Genomic DNA, 21,160 nt, shown 5'->3' on the forward strand with positions numbered 1-21,160 from the left:
CATGTTTTATACTTATTTACGTGGACTAGTCATGCTGATCTTGTGGTCCATCAATGGCAATGCCCACTATCACAATACTGATAAAATCCCTAGCCGGGACGAAAACTATATCCTCGTCGCACCTCACCGTACCTGGTGGGATCCTGTTTACATGGCCTTTGCGACCAAGCCAAAACAGTTCATCTTTATGGCCAAAAAAGAGCTGTTTAACAACCGTATCTTTGGCTGGTGGATCCGTATGTGTGGTGCTTTCCCTATCGACCGGGAAAATCCTAGCGCTTCTGCCATCAAGTTCCCTATCAATGTCCTCAAAAAAAGCGATCGCTCTCTCATCATGTTCCCAAGTGGGAGCCGTCATTCAAACGATGTCAAGGGTGGAGTTGCCTTGATTGCTAAAATGGCCAAGGTCCGTATCATGCCGGTTACCTACACAGGTCCTATGACCTTGAAGGGATTGGTCAGCCGTGAACGTGTCGATATGAACTTTGGAAATCCAATCGATATCTCAGATATCAAGAAAATGAATGATGAAGGAATCGAAATGGTTGCAGACCGCATCCAAGCTGAATTCCAACGTTTAGACGAAGAAACCAAGCAATGGCACAATGATAAAAAACCAAACCCACTCTGGTGGTTTGTCCGCATCCCAGCCCTCATCCTTGCTGTGATTGTTGGTATCCTAACGATTATCTTTACCTTCATTGCAAGCTTTATCTGGAATCCAGATAAGAAGAGAGAGGCTCTTGGTTAAAAAATACAAATATCCCTTGGCTTTTGCCAAGGGATATTTCTTTTATTCGATTTTCCACTTTTGGGCCAACCAGTTGGAAAAGGCTAGAAAGCGCTCAGCCACTTGCTCATGATGCCCATAAGGATCAAAGACAAACTGACCAGTCGGATAACGTTTCTGAAGACTGGTATGGATCTGCTCAGCATAGGCTGGTGCCTGAGCCAGACGATTGGTATGATGAACTCCTTCTGTTTGACCATTCTGTAAATACAGTAAACAATCTAAATTTTTCACCCTTTCATCCTTGCAATAAGTCGTAAAATCAGGATACCAAAAGGAACCGCAGATAGAGAAGATACAGGAGACCTTGTCAAAGCTGAATAGACTGTAGACTGCCGCCAGTCCACCTAATGAGTATCCTCCATAGGCAAGGCGATCTTCGTCCAGGCGATAAAGAGACCGCAACTTATCTAAAAGACCTCCAAATAAATGACCATGATAGGCATTTGCCTGACCGCCAAAATTTGGAGCTCCATATCTCAGAGCAGATGCCTTCCAGGGAGTGTAGTCGTTTAGGCGATTTTTAGAGGTCAAGCCCACTAAAATCACAGATTCTGAAAGGGAAGATAGGAAATCCAAGTTTCCATCATTCAAGAGAATAACTGGATAGGTTTGATTGGGATCATAGGTCGAAGGAAGACTGATCTTGACTTGGATCCCTTCCCAATCAAACTCATTATTTATTGATAAAGTCATTGATTTTCTCAAGGGAATCAATCACTGCTGGACCATAGTCCATCAACTCATCGTAAGAAATGGTCATGATTTTTTGATTCTTAATTGCAGGAACGTTTTCTAAAACTTCATTTGCCTTCATCAACTCTACTGCGTTGGTATCCAATTTTTTATTGCGGTCACTGGTTACATAGATAATCAACTCAGGATCCATTGACACGAGATTTTCCAAGGTCAATCCTGATGTTCCCGTTGCAACGTTGGTATAACCAAGTTGATTCAACAAACTTTCTTGCAAAGCAGACTTGTAAGCACCGAAGGTTTCGTCGTTATATGCAACCATAATCAAAGCCTTTTTCTTCTCACCTTGGCTTTCTGGGTTTGCTTTCTTAACAGCGTCAATTTTAGCTTGTAATTGAGCTGCGTATTCGTTAGCCTTGTCCTGAACATTAAAAATCATTCCCAGATTTTTGACATCTTCTACAATATTCCCCAAATCTTGCTGAATCGTTGAGAGAGAAGCTTTTTGCGTATAGACTGGGATTTTATTTTCATTCCAAGTGCTAACTGTCCCCAAGGATTTTTCAGAAAACATCATGTTTCGACCCATCACAGCATCTGGCTCATAAGAAAGGACTGTCTCTTGTGAGACTGTTTTTTTATCCCCAATTTGAGGAATCGTCGCAATCGCATCCTTGTATTTGTCAGTCACGGCATTATCAGGGTTAAGCATGCCAGCAATTTTATCCTTCAAGCCTAACTCCAATAAGATTTCAGTGGTTGAAAGATTGTTGGTGATAACTTTTTCAGGTGCCTTATCAAAGACTTGTTCGACTTCATTTCCCTTAGCATCATAGGTTTTGACCGTAAGTGGATAAGTCGTCTCTGTGCTGGCCTTTTGACTTGTTTCTGTACTAGACTGTGTGGTAGTTTTTTCTGTAGTAGTATTGCCACAAGCTGTCATAGTTAGGGTAGCTACTGTTACGAGTAAAATGCTTAGTGTTTTTTTCATCTTGTTTTCCTTTTCTTTCTTATAAATAGTGAATCATGGCTTGCTGATCCTCGGTCCAAGTAACCTGACTTTGAACTCCGTATACAGTTTGCAATGACTCAGGGGTGATGGTCTCCTTTGGAATACCTTGGTAAAGGATTTCCCCCTCCTTCATCAGATAGAGATAATCCGAATAGCGACAAGCAAGTTGAATGTCATGTAGGACAGCTAGAACATTGACCTTGAGATTCTTCACAATGGCCAACAAGTCTAACTGGTACTTGATATCCAGGTGATTGGTAGGTTCGTCCAGGAGCAAGAGAGTCGGTTCTTGCGCCAAGGCGCGGGCTAATAAGACTCGTTGTTTCTCCCCCCCTGACAGAGACGAATAGAGACGAGTTTTCTTCTCAAGCATATCCACCTTGACGAGAGCATCTTGAACGAGGGCATAATCTCTTTCCTTTTCCTTCTGTAAAAAAGACAGGTGGGGCGTTCTTCCCAGCAAGACAATTTCCTCAACTGTACAATCAAACTGCAATTGATTAAACTGGGTTACAACTGCCATTTGCTTGGCTGTTTCTTTGAGTGACCAATGCTCCAGTGGCTTTTCATCTAGTCTTATCAAGCCTTTGTCCGCCTTTTCCTGACGATAGAGAAGTTTAAGCAGGCTGGTCTTTCCACTTCCATTTGGTCCTAGTATCGTGTGAAATTGATGCCCCTCAACCTTAAGAGAAACTCCTTTGAGGATTTTTTTCTCTCCTAGTCCAAAGTGGACATCCTGACAAATCAAGTCCATATCAGGCCCTCACCTCCCTTCGCCTACCTCCAACAATGTAGATAAAGAAGGGAGCACCTACCAAGGCTGTGAAAATACCAATCGGCAACTCAGCGTTTGGAATGATGATACGGGAGAGTACATCTGCCCAGATGACAAAGAGGGCACCCAGCAAGGTCGCAACAGGAAAAAGTCTCCTGTAATTCGTTCCTACTAACCCTCGAGCTAAGTGAGGAGTAATCAGACCAACAAATCCAATAATCCCACAAGTTGCCACCAAGACAGCTGTCAGCACAGCCACCACGGTCACGTAAAGATACCAATAGAAGCGTAAGGGAATTCCCAAAGTTAAAGCAGCCTCATCTCCCATCATCATCGCATTAAAAACACGATACTGAGTAGAGAAAAATAGAAAGGCCATTCCTACTACTATAGTTGGCAGGACTAAGTCAGACCAGGTAGTCCCGGCAAGCGAGCCCATGGTCCAAAACTTAATGGTCATCACACTGTCCGCATTAGCGCCAACTGAGATAATAAAGTTGGAAAATGCCAGAAAGAGAGCATTGACAACCGTTCCTGATAAGATCAGACTGGAAGTCGTCATCCTGCCCTGCATAGAGGCAATGATAAGGACAGCAATTGTTGCCAAAATAGCTCCTAAAAAAGCTCCAAGGCTAATCACCAATTTTAAACCAAGAATGATGCTTAAGGTTGCTCCTAGAGTTGCACCCGCAGAGATTCCTAAGACATAAGGCTCTGCGATGGGATTGTTCACTGTAGACTGCATCACGCTACCACACATAGAAAGACCAGCCCCTACTATCAGACCCAGCAACACTCGGGGGAATCTCATGTTCCATACAATGGCAAGAGTGGACTTGGAAACCTCTCCTATCTCAAGAGGAAAACCCAACCTGCTCAAAATAATCCGATAGGTATCGCCTAAATTAATCGCAACGGATCCCATAGAAACTGCTAGAAAGAGGGAAATCCCTAAAACAGCTAGCAAAATACCTAAAAGTAACAAAAATTGCAGGTCCCGTCGGCTTCCAGAAAATTTGGAAAGCATGCAAACCTCCTTTGATAGAATCTTAAAAATTTAGAAAATTCTCATGAAAAGTATACCATATTTCTATTAGATGAACAAGGATGGAAATATATATAGAAAAAGCCCTCTGAAATCTGAGAGCTGATTTGAACTAGAGCCAGAATCCTAGTGAAACAAAAAAATCTACACGATCAGAAAAGTCTCTATCGTGCCATTTTCATACATGATGTATAGTCCAAGTAGAATGAATACTATGGGCACAATGATTCGCTCGTATTTTTCAATTGTCTCGAATATTAACGGAATAGAGGATAACATCCGACTAATCTCGCAAAAGATAATTATGCCGATTACAAACACAAGCAACGCCACGAGGGTCTGTGACCAATCTAACGAAGCAAAATAAGGTATATAGATACCTAAATTATCTCCGCCAGACGCAATTGTCAGCAATGTAACTGTCCAAAACAGTTGATTTGCCTTGCTTTGTTCTAATCTTTCAATAATTTCTTCCTCTTCTTCCTCACCTTCTCCAACAATTGCAAAGCGAATCCCTAAATAGATAGGGATTAAACCAAGCAATCCAACCATCCATTCTTCAGGCACGAAATTAACGACATAAGCAGCAACTAAACTCGCCCCTACAAGTAAGCCTGTTCCTAGATATTGCCCCGCATAAATATGCCATTTCTGTTTATTCTGTGATAGCTGTGCAAATAAAATAATTAAAATAATTAAATAATCGATACTGGTGGAAATATAAACACCAATAGCAGATATGATTGTCTGTCCCATAAAAACCTCCTGTATTAGTTAGTAATAAATCAGCAGATTTTAGGAGAGCACAGACACATTAATTTTGCTATCGCTAGTGGGTAATGTCGAACGTAGGAAAGCATTTTACTCCTCCTCAAAACGTAGTTACAAAGTAATTTCTAACTGGAATTCGGTGACTACTTCCATGTAAAGTATAACATACTATACTTTACTTCGTAAAGTGTGGGCTCTCCGAGGGGGCTTGCAGACAGCTACTCGACTTTTCAAGCCGAGTAGCTGCGCACCTTTATGGTGTAATTAGCTGATACCATTTGAGTTTTTGTAGTCTCCAAAATTGTGACCGATAAAACAAAAGATCTATAATTTGTCTATATTTTCCTGTTTTTGTAGTCTCCAAAATTGTGACCGATAAAACGCAGTTCGGCGTTCAAACAAATTAAACTGTGTTTTTGTAGTCTCCAAAATTGTGACCGATAAAACTCTAAACAGTTTGTGGCAGATAACCGAAGAGTTTTTGTAGTCTCCAAAATTGTGACCGATAAAACCCTTCGCCCTATCACCATCGAGTTTGAAGCGTTTTTGTAGTCTCCAAAATTGTGACCGATAAAACAATGTTGGAGCTGCAACAGCCAAGATCATTGTTTTTGTAGTCTCCAAAATTGTGACCGATAAAACAAAAGAATGAATTTGACAACGTTGAAGTTGGTTTTTGTAGTCTCCAAAATTGTGACCGATAAAACCAATCTCAGCTCCTGTTACTTTTTCTTTAGGTTTTTGTAGTCTCCAAAATTGTGACCGATAAAACTACGGAAACCATGTATACACTAGCGACTATGTTTTTATAGTCTCCAAAATTGTGACCGATAAAACTCAATGCGCTTCGAGGTACTGAGAATGATTGTTTTTATAGTCTCCAAAATTGTGACCGATAAAACCTCAATAAAAAAGCCCTCTGAATATCAGAGAGCTGATTTGAGCTTGGGCTAAAATCCTAGTGAAAAAGATAAAACTCCTTGTGTTCATCGAACACTGTGTCCTTTCCCTATTTTCATACTGATTTTTAACGCCCTTAGCATCATGATTCTTGCTGGATAAAACGTTTATAGACTAAGCGGCAAGCCGAAGATTGTACAAAAATGTTAGTGAAACAAAAAATCTCCCCGAAGGGAGATGATCTGGTTTATTTTACCTTACAGTGCTAGGAACCGTAACCGAAGATTATACTTGAGTATATCGAGGTAAGGTGACAACGCAATGTAAGTGGAAAATAAAGCAGATTAGCGACGAAGTCCTAGAGAGTTGATCAACTCACGGTAACGGTTAACGTCGTTTTTACGCAAGTATGCAAGCAAGTTACGACGGCGACCGATTTTCTTCATCAATCCACGGTAAGTAGCGTGGTCTTTTTTGTGTTGTTTGATGTGTTCGTTAAGGTGGTTGATTTCCCAAGTAAGGACAGCAACTTGAACCTCTACTGAACCTGTATCACCTTCGTGACGTGCATATTGTGCGATGATTTCATTTTTTTTCTCTTTTGAGATTGCCATGATGTTTCTCCTTTTTATTTGGCTTCATCCGAGTGACAGGTTGGCATGCCTGTAACCAAGAAGAAGTTATTTGTCTTTACGACAGTTCTTATTCTACCAAGAAGCAGAGACTTTGTCAACTGATTTACTGTTCAAGACCGTGAATTACTCTACTGATTTCAGGGCTTCGAGCATATCTACCTTTCTTACAATCAAGTCACTCCTTACTATCATTATAACGCTTTTTCAACTAGTTGAAAACTAGGAGCAAACACAAGAAAGCCTAGGAATTCCTAGGCTTTCTGTTTATAGATTATTTTCCAAGGTAGTATTCAGAAACTACATTCAATTTTTCGTCGAATTCGAATACCAATGGTGGGAAGTTAGGGATTTCCACGTCCATGATTTCGTCGTCTGACAAGCGTTTGATGTGTTTTACAAGGGCACGGATTGAGTTACCGTGAGCTCCTACGAATACGTTTTTACCATCTTTAAGTGCTGGAGCGATTTTGTCTTCCCAGAATGGAAGGGCACGTTCCAAAGTCACTTTCAAGTTTTCAGCATCTGGGATAACTGAGTCGTCAAGTGAAGCGTAACGACGGTCAGTGTGAGCTGAATGCTCATCATCACGGTCCATGTTTGGAGGCAATACATCGTATGAACGACGCCAGATGTGAACTTGCTCATCACCAAATTGTTCAGCAGCTTCAGCCTTGTTTTTACCAGTCAAACCACCGTAGTGACGTTCGTTCAAGCGCCATGATTTTTCAACTGGAACCCACAATTGGTCAGAAGCTTCAAGAGCCAAGTTTGTTGTTTTGATCGCACGTTTCAATACTGAAGTGTAAGCTTGGTCAAATTCGATACCAGCTTCTTTGATCAATTTACCAGCGTCAATCGCTTGTTGTGTACCTTTTTCAGACAAATCAACATCAGCCCAACCAGTGAAAAGGTTAGCTTTGTTCCATTCAGACTCACCGTGGCGAGCAAAAACCAATTTTACCATTAGATGGATTCTCCTTTTATTTTTCGAGGTTGTCCTCGTTTATCTATTCTATTTTACACAATTTTTCACAAAAAAGCTAGTTAAAATCAACTACAAAGAGAAGAGTCTCAACATGACTCTTCTCTCAGCAATCTACTTTTAAAAATTGTTTTTGAAACACAAAAACAACCCTTCCTAGGGTTGTTTTCACTAGACTATCAGACAAGTCCATAGACTTCTTTCAAAAATTTAGAAAAAGAAACAGCTCCTTTAATGATTAGCAATCCACCTATCCACTCGGTCGCTGAAAGAAAGCCCAGCACGCCACCAATGATAAATAAAATAGATGGCAGCATTCGAAGTTGTTGATCCTCTTCGAAATAGATTAGCATAAAGGTTCCTAATGCAATCATCAAAATCTTAAAAAATGTCAGGAGCAGGGAAAAGGCAACCGTGACAACCAGCATTTTTGAAGGCTCTTTATAGATGATGGCCCCAGTATAGGATAGCAAAAATCGTAGAACAGGTCCCAAAAGCAAGGTTATACCTGCCAGCATGCCCAGTCTCCAATTGAGTCGAACCAATCTATCTCTCTCCATAAAAACCTCCTTCTATCGTAGCTATCATTCTACCATATTTGCTCCAGAAACAAAAGACCTTCTCCGTCACAAACAAATCGCCTACCAGCTTTCAGACATCCGAACATAAAAAGAGAAGATCTGTCGATCCTCCCTTTTCATTTTCCAACCCTTATTTCTTAAAAATAGAGGTTCTGAAGTCGTTTGTTTGGTCAAGATAAGCTTTAAAGATTGCTCTCTTCAACTTATGAACTGCACTGTCAATCTCTGGCTTATAGTCACTCCAACGAGGAGCCACTGCATCCTGTAGCACAGCTTGGTCCATAAGGGCCTGCAATTCACTCACACGATTGATGGTCTTGGTCGCATAGCTTGGCCATGGTTTTGTCGGATCTTTAAAGGTCACTTGTTTCAAGTTTTCAAACTGATCCACACGTTCTTTATACATGGCTTTCTTAAAGGCAGCCCAAGATGCATACTTGCCTTCAAATACCTTGTCCAATACAAGATCATCTGTCACCAATCCGCGTTCTTTACCATAGAGATTGATGGTTTTACCTTTTTGTTTGGCAGCTTCTTCATATTGGTTGGAGATATAAGGTACCATTCCATCCTTAAAGCCTTTGGCAGCCAAAAGTTCGTAAGCAATCCTACGCCCCATAAGGTCCCCTGGCGTGCCTTTCTCACTGCTGAGAGCTGAAAAGATTGGGGCAAAGAGTTTAATGGTATAGTAGCCATTTCGTTCATAGTCGCCAGTCTGGTACTCACGAGATGATAAGATGTTGTGGTCAATCAAACTTTCAAAACTATTCAAGTTTTGGGCCTCTGCTTCTGTCAATTCTTTGACTACGTTAGTGGCGTAAACCTCATTTCCATCTGCTGGATCTTTCACATACTTGTTCTCAATTTTTCTGAGAGCCGCCATTTTCTGGTAAACATTCAGTTTGTTGACGATTGATTGTCCTTCGAGATATTCTAGCATGTAGATAATGTCAAACATGTTGTGGACATAGTTCTGAAGATCTGCTGCGTTTTGGAATCTCTCTGTCGGATCTAAGACTTGCAGACGGGAGCCTTCTGTACTATCTGATTTTGAGTGTTTCAAGATAGAATTGATGGTAATGGTTGCGTCACTTGGTTGGTCAGGCGCTTGCAATAAACCTTTTGCAAAGAACTCTGGTCCCAAGCCGCTTCTTCGACCATAGCCGCCAAGGTAAATATCCTGATCCGAATCATGGGTCATCTCATGGGTATATGTAATGGCTCCATCCTTGTCCAGCATACGGTAAGACATATAGTAGACGCCATCCCCTGTAGCGTAGGCTCCATGCTGGTTGTGAACTACCTTATTGCCAACTGGTCCAAAGAAATTCTTCATGGCTGGATTGGAACTATCAAACTTAGCCTCCAATGTAGCTTTTCCTGAGGTTGTGTCATCACCAAACTTATAAGCATCATAAATCAAGATGGTACGATAGAGTTTTTCACGTGATTGTTCATCTAAAATACGATACCAATAATCGTAGTGATCTCGCTGGCGTTTGGCTGTTTCACGCGCATTTTCTTCAACAAAATCATTGAGATTCTTGCCCGCTTTATGCTCACTATTGCGGTAGCGATCATAGGCTCCAAATCCTAGGCTAGACATGGTCGAGATGACAAAGACTGATTTTTCTGGCAAGGTTAGGAGAGGCAAGACCATATTGCGGTATTTCCATGTGGCACTTGTGATGCGATCATAAACACCGATAGAATACTTGGTGCCAACTAGTCCTTGTTTCGCTTTTACCTCTTTGATAGTGGATTTTTCTTCGACGATGTAGGCCTTAGTCTCTGATTTAAACCAGTCATTGTTGCTTTTCTCTGGTAGAAAGACTTTTCGGTAATGTTCTAAAGTGCTAAACAAATCTGTCGTTCCATGTTGACTGGCAAGACTGATACCATAAGTATCGACATTATTCTTAGCTAGAAGGTTGTTAAAGCCAGATTTACCTAACTCAATCAGAGTATCTAGTGGTGAAGCATTCCCCTTACCAAAGAAGTCCAGATGGTACAGAACCAGGTCTTTGACGTTTACCTGACCATAACTGAAGTTATACCAACGTTCTAGATAGGTCAAGCCAAGTAGCAAGGCTTCTTTGTTGCGCTTGATTTTATCTACAAGATAGCCCTTGGTAACTGAGTTATCACCAGCCAGTCCAGCATCTGCTGACAAGAGTTTCTTCAAACTGTCTTCCAGATGTTCCTTTGTTTTGGCGAACTGATCTTCTAGGTAGAGCTCAGTCTGCTCGACTTTTGGAGAAATACCGAGTGTCTTTCTGATTGTTTCTGAGCGGTAGTCAACCTTTTGTAAGTCATGTAAGACTTGTTTGATGATAGAGCTTTGGTCATACAGGAATTGGTTTGGTGTATAGAGAAGACCCGTATTTCCTAGACTATATTCCGCTAATTTGGCGAAATCAGCCTGGTACTGGAGATTGAGCTTCTCAGATGAATGGTCCTTGTAGTGAAGCAAGAGTTTGTTTGCAGTCTGTTTGTTAGAAATAATATCTGTGATGACTTGGTCATCCTTCATCATGACTGCTGACAAGAGTTCTTTTTGATATAAAAGACTGTTCTCATTGACCAGATTTCCGTATTTGACGATGGTTGCCTTGTTGTAGAAAGGTAGCAATTTTTCAATATTTTTATAAGCCAAGGCGCGCTTAGCTTGATAATGAGCCACCTTAGAAAAATCACTGTCTTTTTTGCCACTTGTTGAGAGGGGCTCCACTGTTGGTAGAGTGAGAGGATTAATGGCTACTTTTTTGCTTTCGATTTGAGAAGCATCTAGCATTGTTCCTCTTTCTTCAAAGGATTCCTTGCTGACGACCTCATCCTTGACTAAGGTGACATTGTAGACTCTGTTGGCCTTACTGCTAAATGTGTCCTTCACCTTCATTTCATTATAGTGGTAACCGGTAATGGCATTCCCGTTGGTTACATTGACATCACTGAGAACATTGGTCAATCTTCCAGCATGCTGTTCCTCATTAGTTTTTCGATCCCACAAATAGCCTGCTACTCCCGCGACTCTACCAAAGTGCTTGGCATTGTTAATATCGCCTTCAGCATAGCTATCTTGGATTTGTGCATCCTGATCTACTAGACCTGCAAGACCACCCACTGTCTGATCTGAACTATTTGTGTTGGACGAAATGGCTACTGTCGCTTTTGACTTAGTAAGTAAAGCCTTGTCACCTGTCAAATGACCGACCAGACCACCGATATTATAGGCAGCAGTCGTCTCATACGTGTTGATAATTCTTCCCTTGAAACTGCTCTCTGTGATGCTTGATTGATCAGCCTTAGCCAGCAAACCACCGATACCACGTTCACCTGCTAGAACACCATCGACATGAACTTGTTTAATCTTTGTGCCATTCCGAGCTTCATAGGCCAGTGAACCGATGTCATCTTTCCCTGAAATGGAGACATTTTTTAGGCTCAGCTTTTCTACTGTGGCGCCATTCAAAGTTTCAAACAGTGGTTTTTTCAAGTTGTAAATAGCATACTGCTTGCCATCTTTTTCACCGATCAACTGACCAGTAAAGATGCCCTTGATGTAGGATTTAGCTTCAGGCTCCAACTCCACTTCGTTGGCATTCAAACTAGCTGCTAAATGATAGGTTCCAGAGAGATTCTGGTTGATAGCTTTGACTAGGTTGCTAAAGGAAGTAAAGGTTGTCGTTTCCTCTCTAGCTTTCTTAGCTAGGTAGAAGGTGAAATTATCAACATATTTATTTTCTAGCTCTTGCTGGAGTTTCTCAGCCTTGGCTGTGATTTTATAAACTGGCTGACCATCTTTCGTTTCTGCCGTTATTGAAGTGACTGGTAGATAGACATCTTTAAACGACGAAGATTTAACCTTGACAAAGTAAGTGTCTGGATTACTTGGGACACCGTCTAAAGAAACGTGTTGTTTGTAAGTACCATTGGTCTGACTATACAACTCCAGATCCGAAACGTTTCTTAGCTCAAGCGTCTTCTCTGGGTCTTTTTCTTTTGGTTTTTCTGTCGGAGTTTCCGGTTTTACTTGCTCGGTATTGCCAGTATATTCTGGAAGAGGAGCGACTTGTTCCGGTTCAACGATGGCTCCTGCTTGCTCACCTTTATATTCTGGTAAGGAAGATTGAGTCTCAGGTTCAACAATGGCACCTGATTGAGTGCCTGTATACTCTGGTTTTTCAGCTGTTTCAGGAGCTACAATCGCTCCAGCTTGAGTTCCTGTATACTCTTGTGTCGATGGTACCTTTTCAGGCTCTACGATTGCTCCAGACTGCTCACCTGTATAGGCTGGTTTGTCAGTCGTTTCTGGTTCCACCAAAGCCCCAGACTGGACACCCCCAACCTCTGGCTCAACTTTTTCCGGTTCAACGATGGCACCAGCTTGAGTTCCCTGATACTCAGGTAGTGGAGCGACTTGCTCGGGTTCAACGACTGCTCTTGCTTGGGTGCCTGTATATTCTGGTCTTTCAGCTGTTTCTGGGGCTACAACCGCTCCCGCTTGCTCGCCTGTATATTCTGGTAATGGAGCCTGAGTCTCAGGCTCTCCTTTTCTTGCAGACTGAGGTGCTTCACTCGGAGCAACTGCCTTCTTAGTCCCTTTCTCTACTATACGTGGCAATGCTTCTTCTACTTTAGTTGAGAGAACTTCCCTAGAAATTTCTTGGTTTTCAACCGTGAAAATGCGAACAAGCTCAATCTTCTTCCCAGCACGACCTTCTTGTTTGACATGGATGGTTCCCTCTGCTAGATCTGGATTTTCTTGAACCACTTCTGGAACATCTAGTTTAGTTTCAATTTCTTGCTCTTTGTATCGGAGTTCTGGTTTGTTCACGCGACCAGCCAAGACTTCATCCTGAGGATCCACACTCGCAAGACCAGACGGATTTTGATTGGATGAATCTTGAGAAGGGATTGGTTTTTCAGCAGGGAGTGTAGGAGATGGAGCTTTCTGCTCATCTCCTGCCCTTTGCCCACCTTCGTTTGCTTGGAAATGAGGTTGAACAGTATAGTCAAGTTTCTGATCCCTAGCAGCAGTTTCTAGCAGACTAGCGTCCTTGTCTTGCTTAATATAGCCTAGGTAGGTATAACCCGATAAGGCGCGTGGCAAGGGCAGACTATCTCCTTGGGATAATTGGTATTCCTGATTATACTGGAGTAAAAGTTGATTTTCGATAGCCTGAACTGAAGAAGCCAAACCACTGCTCATCCCCGTTACCAAAATCACATTCAAGAGAGCTTTCTTTTTGCCTTTCTTTTTCGATACAACAAAAATAAGAAGGCCAATCGAAGCCAAGGCTCCACCAGTTAAAACACTAGTAAGGCTATTCTGCCCACCTGTATTGGGCAACTGACCTAGTTGGGCTTTCTCATCCATACGGTAGACTAGATAATAGGTGCTCTCACTATCTTCCGCAATTTTAGGAATGTCCTTTACAATCAAGTCCTTCTCTTGACTACTTAGCTCTGTATCCGTCACATATTTGTAGTGAACAGCTGCATTTTCTTGAGCAAATACGGTTCCACTACTCGCAATGGACACAAAAAATAGGCTTGAAATCGAAGCTGATACAAGTCCAATTGCTAATTTTCGTAAGGAGAAACGATGCTGCTTCTCTCCAAAAAACTTTTTCATTCTAAATCCTCTCAACTTTTACCTTCTATCAAAAAAATAACTAGCATTATATTTTGATATAGGTATTTCACATCCACCATTATACTATAAAAATACTTCCTTGTCTCAAATAAATACTTTGAATTTTATGAATGTAAAAGCTTATTTATCCTGTCAAATTTACCCCTGGTTGATGACAAAAAAAGAAGGCTAAGCGCCTTCTCTTATTTGAAAATATTCCTAACAAAAAGTCATTATTCTTGAATCTCGAACTTTTTCAAAAGTCCAAAATAGAGGGATCCACCAATGATTGTCAGAATTCCTCCTACCCAGCCCAAGAATGGGATCAATCCAACAGAACCACCTACGATAAACAAAACAGACGGTGCTGGCGTCACACGTTCATCGTCCTTGTAATAGACAATAGACACAATTCCTAAAACCAAGACAGCAATTTTTACCAATGCCAAAATGATTGAAAAAATCGTCAATATACCAACTGTTGCATCAGAGTCCTCCGTCGCCGCAGCAGCCCCGACAGCTATCATAAACATAACAAGAGGTGCCAACAGCAAAACGATACCTGAAATAAGACCAAAAATCGCATTTACGCGAGCAAGTGTTTTTGTTTTCATCCGAATCTCCTTAAAAAATTTTTACAACTATCATTTTATCATATTTTCATGAAAAACAAAAGAAATTTCAAAACGAGTATACTAGATGGTGAATGATTTCCAATTTCTATCCAGACATTTAGAGTAAGAACTCTGTCATGTATCAATTTGTTTGTAAATTCATTCGTTTTTTGTAGTAAACAAGACGTTTCCCTAAAAAAAGAAGATCACTTGGATCTTCTTTTTTCGTGTCTATCTTTCAAAGATAGACTGTCTGAAGTCGTCTGTAGCACGTAGATAAGCGTTGAAAATACGATACTTGAGTTGGGCGACACTGCTCTTAGAGCTGTCTGATAAGGCACGATCAATGTTCTTAGCTGAGGCATCCGCTAGTACTGCTAAGTACATATAATCTTGCAATTCCTCATAAGAAGAAATCGTAATCTGTCGTTTGCTATCTAGTTTTCCTGCTTCAAACTCGATGGTGATAGGGCGAAGGAAGTTTTGAGCCTTGTTGTATCGCTCATTTAGCATAGCTTTCTTCAAATCCTTCCATGATTCATACTGACTACCGTAGAGGTTTTTAAGGATCCGATCATCTCCAACTACTCCGACATCTCCTCTGTTCCAGATTGAGTAGGTCTTGTCTCCTTCTTTGAGAGCTTGGCCAGCGTATTGGCCAGAGACATATGGGACGAATCCTTGCTGGTAACCTTTGTCTCCGAGCAATTCATAGGCTCTACGGCAGAACATAAGCCCACCAGGTGCACCAGTTGGATTGTCCAGAGCTGCATAGAAGGAAGCAAACATATTGATGACATAGTAGCCATTTCGTCCAAAGCTAGCTCTATCCCAACCATCGCGACGACCAATGATATTATGATCAACCAGAGCATCAACAGATTTTAGTTTGGCAGCTTCTTCGGCAGTTATAGGGACAATTCGATCATCAGCGTGAGCTTGTTTACCATAAGAAGTTTTTTCAAAGTTATAATTTTCAGCCTTGCGGTACCATTTCATTTTCTGTTGATCAGTTAGAACACCAGTAACAATATCCCCTTCTACATAATCCAGAAGGTTCAGTACGTCAAAGACTCCATGCATGTAGTCGCGAAGAGCATCTGCTGAGGAGAATCGGGCAACAGGATCATAGGTATGGTAACGTGTGGTCGAATCTTTATCTCCTTGATAGAAGCTATTAAGTACGAGACCTTTTTCGCTAACATTGGTTACAGATTCTAACATCCCTGTAGCAAAGCTCTCAGGTCCTTCACCCTCACGACGACCATGTCCTTCAAAATAGATAGAACCATCCGAGTTGTGGGTCATTTCATGGGTATAGACCATGGTTCCAGAAGCTCCCAGCATCTGGTCATAGACGTAGAAGACTTCATAACCATTGGCAAAGGCCCCTAGTCCATTGTCTCCGTGATACTTGCCAGCAGGGCCAAAGAAATTGTACATAGCAACAGAGGTCTTATCATTACGCGGAGCCCAATATTGCTGGCCTTTATCATTATAAAGAAAGAAACCGTCTGTAACAATCACCCGTCTGAATAGAGTGTCTTTCCTGTTTGGACTTAAAATGTTGTACCACATGTCATAGTGGTTTCGTTGCCATTCAGCTGATTGATCCACAAGTTTTTCAACGTGTCGATGGAGTTCCTCGCCTGAGAGAATTCTGCCACCTTCTTTCCTGTAGCCTCCAAAGCTACCAAAGGCAATAGTCGACATATTGCTGATGATATAGACATCTCTTTCAGGTAAGGTCAGAAGTTGGAGGACCATTTGCTTGAAGCCCCAATCTCCCTGAGTCAGTCTATCGTAGACCTTAATTGTATACTTACTCTTACGATCCGCATTGTCTTGCTTAGCCTGAATTTCTGGCAGACTTGAACGAGCCTCTACGATATAAGCCTTAGTATTTTCCTTGAACCACTCACTGTTGGTTTTATTTGGCAAGAAGAGTTCACGCAGACTCTCTAAGTAAGCAAAGAGGTCCCCTTTGCCTTTTTCCTTGGCTAGGGATTGTCGGTAAGCATTGAAGTTGTTTTGCGCTCGAAGATTGCCCATTCCAGAGTTCCCGAGAGCGATGATAGTATCCAGTGTCGAAGCTGATTGATTGCCAAAGAAATCAAACTTATAGGCATTAAGATCCTTGGTATTGAACGTTCCATAGTTGACATTGTACCAGCGGTTGAGATAGGTCAGACCAAGCATGAAGGCCTCTTTGTTCTGCAGAATCTTTTGGCTAATCGCATCCGCTACGGCAGGGCCTAGGGTGTTAATCGACTTGTCAACTGAAAGCACCTTGAGGAGCTCCTGACCTAATTCAGCCTTGGTTTGTTCAAAGGCTTTTTCCAGATAAAGATCATCTAAGGAAGCTGTTTCACCAATTCCCAGTACCTTACGCACTGCAGTTGAGTCATAAGTCACAGCTTTGAGTTCATCCAAGACACTCTCTTTAATGGACTGGTAGTCAGATAAGAAGGCCTCTGGTGTATAGAGTAAATTCTTATCAGCGATGCTATATTCTGCAATCTGGCCATTGGCAAAATCACCCTTGTAGGTCAGATCAAGATAAGAGATTGTCTTATCTGCATAATGCAGCATCAGTCTATTGATTTCACCCTTATGGCTGTTGACATCCGTTATCAGCGTCTCATCTTTCATCGGAACCACATCTAGCAGGGCTACTTTGTTGAGTTTATCATCTTCATCTAATTGGTTGGCTGTATGAACGATGAAGTCTTTGTTGTAGAATTGTAATAGTTTTTCTACATTTTCGTAGGCTTGCTTTCTGGACTCCTGAGCTCCCCTCACTCGACTATAGTCTGTCTGATGCTGGTAAGATTGCTGCAATGGATCTTGGTCCGTCAAGTTCGAAGTGATTCCAAAAGACTGACGTTTGGCTTGCGCATCGGCCTCTGAAATAGAACGGACAAAACGTTCATCTTTTCGATTTGCTGTAGTTCCTTCAAGAACATAAGAGTCCCGAACAGAAGCCTCAGGATAGGGATCTCCTGTCATCGCATGACCATTTTGAACCTTGACACTGGTCAAAACATTTCGGACCTGTCCATTGTTCCAAGTAGATCCGATCGCTCCACCGACTTGGCCAGAATGACCTCCATTCTGGATAGAACCACTCACATAAGAAGTTTCTAATCTAGCTCCATTTTGCAAGCGACCAATCAAGCCTCCAACACGCTGGTCTCCATTTCGACCTGTTACTTGGATAGATACATCTGCTTGGCTCTTCTGCGCCAGTGATTGGTTGCCGTGGAAACTACCGACCAGGCCACCAACATTGTACTCCTGCCCTCCTTCTTGGGTGCTGGTGATGGACCCTTTAAAGGCAACATTGGTTAGTTTTGTGTTTTGGGCAACTCCTACGAGTCCACCGATATGCTTGTTCCCAGATAGACTACCACTTACAGAAACATCCGTAATCGTTGCATTCTGAGCATTGCTAGCCAAGGCCCCGATAGAGTCCTTACCTGTAACCGCAGCCGATTTCAAGGTCAGTTGCTGGATGGTGGCATTTTTCAAGGTTGCAAAGAGTGGTTTTGCCAAGTTGTAGATGGTATAATCTTTGCCATCCACTCGGCTAGTTAGGCTACCTGAAAATTCTTCTGGAACATAGCTTGTCGCAGACTGTTCCAACTGGAATTCATCTGCTGAAACATCCGCTCCTAATGTGAAGTTTCCAGTCGGGTTTGACTTCATGGCCTCTACGAGCGCTTTGAAGGACGTATAGACACCTTCTTGGCTAAGAGGCGTTTTCGGCAGTTCAAAAGAGTAATCTGGACGATAATGGTCCCCTTCTCCCTCGACGAGCTGATTAGCTGATACCGTTACGGAGTAGGCATTTCCCTTATCTGTAATCTTAGAAACGGGTAAGAGCATATCCTTGAACTTGTCTGACTGAATGCGGACATAGTAGTTGTCCAAATCAGACGGCACTTCCGACAGAGATAGGTAACGTCGGTAGTGACTGCCATCTTTACCGTACAGTTCGATGCGGTCGATGTCTTTGATTTCAACCTTCTTATAATCTAGCTGAACTAGGCGTTGATCCTCTATACTAGTTTGTTCCCCTTGACCCAGATCATATTTCATGACAGTTTTGAGGGTATAAGGAGTATAGTAGTCCAAGTCATCAAGTGTCAATTTTTGAGCGAGGTCCACAAGGTCGACTTCCTTGATCAGCGTTTCGCCCTTGTATAGCTGCACTTTGGCTGATTGATAGCTAGCTGTAGCATCCGTCAAATGATAGCTAAGAGAAACTTGGCGTTTGTCTTCTTCCTTCTCGACACGGACTAGAGAGAGGGTTGGTTTTCTCTTGACACCATCCAGAGCTTGACGAGCTGCCTCGAGATCCGTCCGAACTTGATCGACCAAGGCTTGATTGGCGAAAGGATTGTCCAAAACGAGCTTGGCCTGATCTAGAGCACGACGATAGCGGAGTTTGGCTTGTTCATCAGCATACTGGTAAGCAACTGTAGACTGAGTCACATCCTTCATGTCAAATTCAACTCCAAGAGTTTTCTTATCAACAGGTTGGCCGTCTAGATTATTCTTAGCAGTTTCAAGGGCTTTTTTCAAAGAATCAACCTGTTCTTGACTGGCATGAGATGTCTCAAAGAGAGCTTGGGCATTTGCAACTGCCTGTTTATAAGACTCTTGATCTGCAGTGGTATCATTGAAATACTGATGCGTTTTCTGAATGCTATCGGCCTCTTCCACTAATTGGTGTAAGGGTTCGAGGTCGAGAGTTCCTTTTTCTGGTTCCACAGGAGCGTGATCCGCATTTGTAGAAATTGGTTTTATACCGACTTTGATAATCTGAGGAACTGCTTCTTTTGTGACAGTGTTAGAGATTTCCTCTGTATTTTCGACTTTTCCATCTACTAAATACTGACGAGTCACAATCGTACGCACGCCATCTTGACCTGCTTGACTAACTTCTCTTTGCCCCAATGGCAGGTCTGCACTTTCCACTTCCTTGGTTGGATAGGGTTCGGCCACTGTTGTGGTAACGTCCTTTTCTTCGACGTTTAAGCTTGGAACTTCATTTACAGGAGCGTCTGTTGGTTTCTCGCTAACAGGGCCTGTTCCAACTGTTACGATCTCTGATACCGCTGGAGTCGTCACTTCGTTGGAGATTTCCTGGCTTCTCTCTACTTTGCCATCTACTATGTACTGACGGGTGACGATTGTGCGCACTCCATCTTGACCAGCTTGGGTTATCTTGGTCTGGCCAACTGGTAAGCTATCACTCTCTACTCGTTCTCGAGTGTAGGGTTCTGCTACCGTCGTGGTAACATCTTTTTCTTCAACGTTTAAGCTTAGAACTTCATTTATTGGGGCGTCTGTTGGTTTCTCGCTAACAGGGCCTGTTCCAACTGTTACGATTTCTGATACTGCTGGAGTTGTCACTTCGTTAGAGAGTTCCTGGCTTCTCTCTACTTTTCCATCTACCATGTACTGACGGGTAACGATTGTACGCACGCCATCTTGACCAGCTTGGGTTATCTTGGTCTGGCCAACTGGCAAGCTATCACTCTCAACTCGTTCTCGAGTGTAGGGTTCTGCTACCGTCGTAGTAACATCCTTTTCCTCAACGTTTAAGCTTGGAACTTCATTTACAGGAGCGTCTGTTGGTTTTTCACTAACGGACTCCCCTGGGCTTGGTTTTGTAGGAGAAAGGACCTTGCTTCCGACTTTTCTAATCTCAGAAGTCGGCTCAGTCGTTACCTGATTGGAAACCTCCTCTGTATGGATCACCTGACCATTTAAAATGTAGCTGCGGGTCACGATGGTACGACTACCATTTTTCCCTGCCTGAATCACCTCAGTTTGACCTTGCGGCAAATCAGCTGCCTCTACTTCCTCCACTTGGAAAGGAATGATCTCTGTACGACTCGTATCTTTACTTTCAACCTTTAACTCTGGTTGTTCAAATACAGGAGCATCACTTGGTTTCTGAGCACGGTACTCTTCCTGCGCTTGGCTTCCGTTTGAAGTTTGAACTGGAGTATCAATAGGAGCCGAATGATTCAACTCTTTCTTGCCATCAACTGGAGAGTTTACTTCTTTTTGAGATTTCAAATACCCTACATATTGGTAGCCTTCAATCGTAAGTGGGGATTGCAATGTTTCCCCGACCTGTACAGTCAATTCCTGATTATAGTCTGCCAGCATTTGATTTGTTAAAGCCAAGGAAGTTGGCGCAATTAGCTGACTTCCTAGACTGGTCAAGAGCATGAAAGAAGCGAGTTTCTTGCGATCATCTCTGCCCAGTTTAATCGCTACGACCAGTAGCACTATGCCTGCCCCCGCTGCAATTGAGCTAATGAGTTGGCTGTGACCAGTTGCAGGCAACTGTCTCGTTGGACGGTAAATCAAATAGTATGTATCATCTGTTTCCTCAGCAAACTGTGGCAATTCTTTGACTACCAACTGCTTTTCTTGGTCCGTGAGTTCACTCTCTGTCACGTACTTATAGTGAATCTGTTTTGTGACGGATGGCGTCTGTTCACTAGCTGCTACACTAGCAAGGGAACCTCCTCCACTAAAAAGGTAGAAAACCCCTACCAGAGCAGAAACTAGACCAACCGAAACTTTTCTAAATGAAAAACGCTGGTGCTTTTCTCCTAAATAATTTCTTTTCATTCCTAATCTTTCCTTTATCATGATTTGAATCCCCTCTATTCTACCGAAATTTACTAGATTATTC

General features: G+C 42.3%; 12 protein-coding genes and 1 CRISPR repeat array. Of the genes, 1 reads left to right on the forward strand and 11 read right to left on the reverse strand.

All coding sequences use genetic code 11. The annotated features are described in order from the left end of the window. Nucleotide 1: 1 nt before the first annotated feature. Nucleotides 2-751 (forward strand): lysophospholipid acyltransferase family protein, encoded by a 750-nt coding sequence (locus BWR56_RS06950; RefSeq protein ID WP_071851224.1) that lies wholly within the window; start codon nucleotides 2-4, stop codon nucleotides 749-751. A gap of 42 nt (nucleotides 752-793) precedes the next feature. Here the strand turns inward: BWR56_RS06950 and BWR56_RS06955 are convergent, their stop codons facing one another. From BWR56_RS06955 to BWR56_RS07005, 11 genes are all read right to left on the reverse strand, one after another. After that, complete coding sequence (locus BWR56_RS06955; protein ID WP_071851226.1) at nucleotides 794-1,486, reverse strand: alpha/beta hydrolase-fold protein; 693 nt, start codon at nucleotides 1,484-1,486, stop codon at nucleotides 794-796. Continuing rightward, nucleotides 1,467-2,477 (reverse strand): ABC transporter substrate-binding protein, encoded by a 1,011-nt coding sequence (locus BWR56_RS06960; protein WP_071851228.1) that lies wholly within the window; start codon nucleotides 2,475-2,477, stop codon nucleotides 1,467-1,469. The genes BWR56_RS06955 and BWR56_RS06960 overlap by 20 nt, the downstream gene beginning before the upstream one ends. 19 nt (nucleotides 2,478-2,496) lie before the next feature. Continuing rightward, entirely contained in the window at nucleotides 2,497-3,252 is a 756-nt protein-coding gene (locus tag BWR56_RS06965) for an ABC transporter ATP-binding protein (protein ID WP_049505280.1), read from the reverse strand. A 1-nt stretch (nucleotide 3,253) separates the two neighbouring features. Beyond that, on the reverse strand, nucleotides 3,254-4,300 hold the full coding sequence (locus BWR56_RS06970; RefSeq protein ID WP_071851230.1) for a FecCD family ABC transporter permease: 1,047 nt from the start codon (nucleotides 4,298-4,300) through the stop codon (nucleotides 3,254-3,256). A gap of 162 nt (nucleotides 4,301-4,462) precedes the next feature. Next, nucleotides 4,463-5,074 (reverse strand): CadD family cadmium resistance transporter, encoded by a 612-nt coding sequence (locus BWR56_RS06975; protein WP_000531728.1) that lies wholly within the window; start codon nucleotides 5,072-5,074, stop codon nucleotides 4,463-4,465. A 297-nt stretch (nucleotides 5,075-5,371) separates the two neighbouring features. Then, nucleotides 5,372-5,991: a CRISPR direct-repeat array (repeat unit 35 nt; unit sequence GTTTTTGTAGTCTCCAAAATTGTGACCGATAAAAC). Nucleotides 5,992-6,333: 342 nt separating this feature from the next. Beyond that, nucleotides 6,334-6,603: a 30S ribosomal protein S15 gene (gene rpsO / locus BWR56_RS06980; RefSeq protein ID WP_001018251.1), complete on the reverse strand. Its 270-nt coding sequence runs from the start codon at nucleotides 6,601-6,603 to the stop codon at nucleotides 6,334-6,336. 292 nt (nucleotides 6,604-6,895) lie between these two features. Beyond that, nucleotides 6,896-7,588, reverse strand: a complete 693-nt coding sequence (locus BWR56_RS06985) for a phosphoglycerate mutase (protein ID WP_000240130.1) — start codon at nucleotides 7,586-7,588, stop codon at nucleotides 6,896-6,898. 197 nt (nucleotides 7,589-7,785) lie between these two features. After that, on the reverse strand, nucleotides 7,786-8,166 hold the full coding sequence (locus BWR56_RS06990) for a hypothetical protein (RefSeq protein WP_071851232.1): 381 nt from the start codon (nucleotides 8,164-8,166) through the stop codon (nucleotides 7,786-7,788). 151 nt (nucleotides 8,167-8,317) lie between these two features. Beyond that, nucleotides 8,318-13,825, reverse strand: coding sequence for a ZmpA/ZmpB/ZmpC family metallo-endopeptidase (locus tag BWR56_RS06995; protein ID WP_076984718.1), 5,508 nt, complete (start codon nucleotides 13,823-13,825; stop codon nucleotides 8,318-8,320). 233 nt (nucleotides 13,826-14,058) lie between these two features. Beyond that, nucleotides 14,059-14,439, reverse strand: coding sequence for a hypothetical protein (locus BWR56_RS07000; protein WP_049501554.1), 381 nt, complete (start codon nucleotides 14,437-14,439; stop codon nucleotides 14,059-14,061). A 231-nt stretch (nucleotides 14,440-14,670) separates the two neighbouring features. Beyond that, nucleotides 14,671-21,096: a ZmpA/ZmpB/ZmpC family metallo-endopeptidase gene (locus tag BWR56_RS07005; protein WP_231110154.1), complete on the reverse strand. Its 6,426-nt coding sequence runs from the start codon at nucleotides 21,094-21,096 to the stop codon at nucleotides 14,671-14,673. Nucleotides 21,097-21,160 lie beyond the last annotated feature (64 nt).

The organism is Streptococcus oralis (genome assembly GCF_001983955.1).
GTDB classification, from domain to species: Bacteria; Bacillota; Bacilli; order Lactobacillales; family Streptococcaceae; genus Streptococcus; species Streptococcus jiangnanensis.

Coding starts and splice junctions, on each gene's coding strand:
- BWR56_RS06950 (WP_071851224.1), top strand. CDS start 2: ATGTTTTATACTTATTTACGTGGACTAGTCATGCTGATCTTGTGGTCC.
- BWR56_RS06955 (WP_071851226.1), bottom strand. CDS start 1,486: ATGACTTTATCAATAAATAATGAGTTTGATTGGGAAGGGATCCAAGTC.
- BWR56_RS06960 (WP_071851228.1), bottom strand. CDS start 2,477: ATGAAAAAAACACTAAGCATTTTACTCGTAACAGTAGCTACCCTAACT.
- BWR56_RS06965 (WP_049505280.1), bottom strand. CDS start 3,252: ATGGACTTGATTTGTCAGGATGTCCACTTTGGACTAGGAGAGAAAAAA.
- BWR56_RS06970 (WP_071851230.1), bottom strand. CDS start 4,300: ATGCTTTCCAAATTTTCTGGAAGCCGACGGGACCTGCAATTTTTGTTA.
- BWR56_RS06975 (WP_000531728.1), bottom strand. CDS start 5,074: ATGGGACAGACAATCATATCTGCTATTGGTGTTTATATTTCCACCAGT.
- rpsO (WP_001018251.1), bottom strand. CDS start 6,603: ATGGCAATCTCAAAAGAGAAAAAAAATGAAATCATCGCACAATATGCA.
- BWR56_RS06985 (WP_000240130.1), bottom strand. CDS start 7,588: ATGGTAAAATTGGTTTTTGCTCGCCACGGTGAGTCTGAATGGAACAAA.
- BWR56_RS06990 (WP_071851232.1), bottom strand. CDS start 8,166: ATGGAGAGAGATAGATTGGTTCGACTCAATTGGAGACTGGGCATGCTG.
- BWR56_RS06995 (WP_076984718.1), bottom strand. CDS start 13,825: ATGAAAAAGTTTTTTGGAGAGAAGCAGCATCGTTTCTCCTTACGAAAA.
- BWR56_RS07000 (WP_049501554.1), bottom strand. CDS start 14,439: ATGAAAACAAAAACACTTGCTCGCGTAAATGCGATTTTTGGTCTTATT.
- BWR56_RS07005 (WP_231110154.1), bottom strand. CDS start 21,096: ATGAAAAGAAATTATTTAGGAGAAAAGCACCAGCGTTTTTCATTTAGA.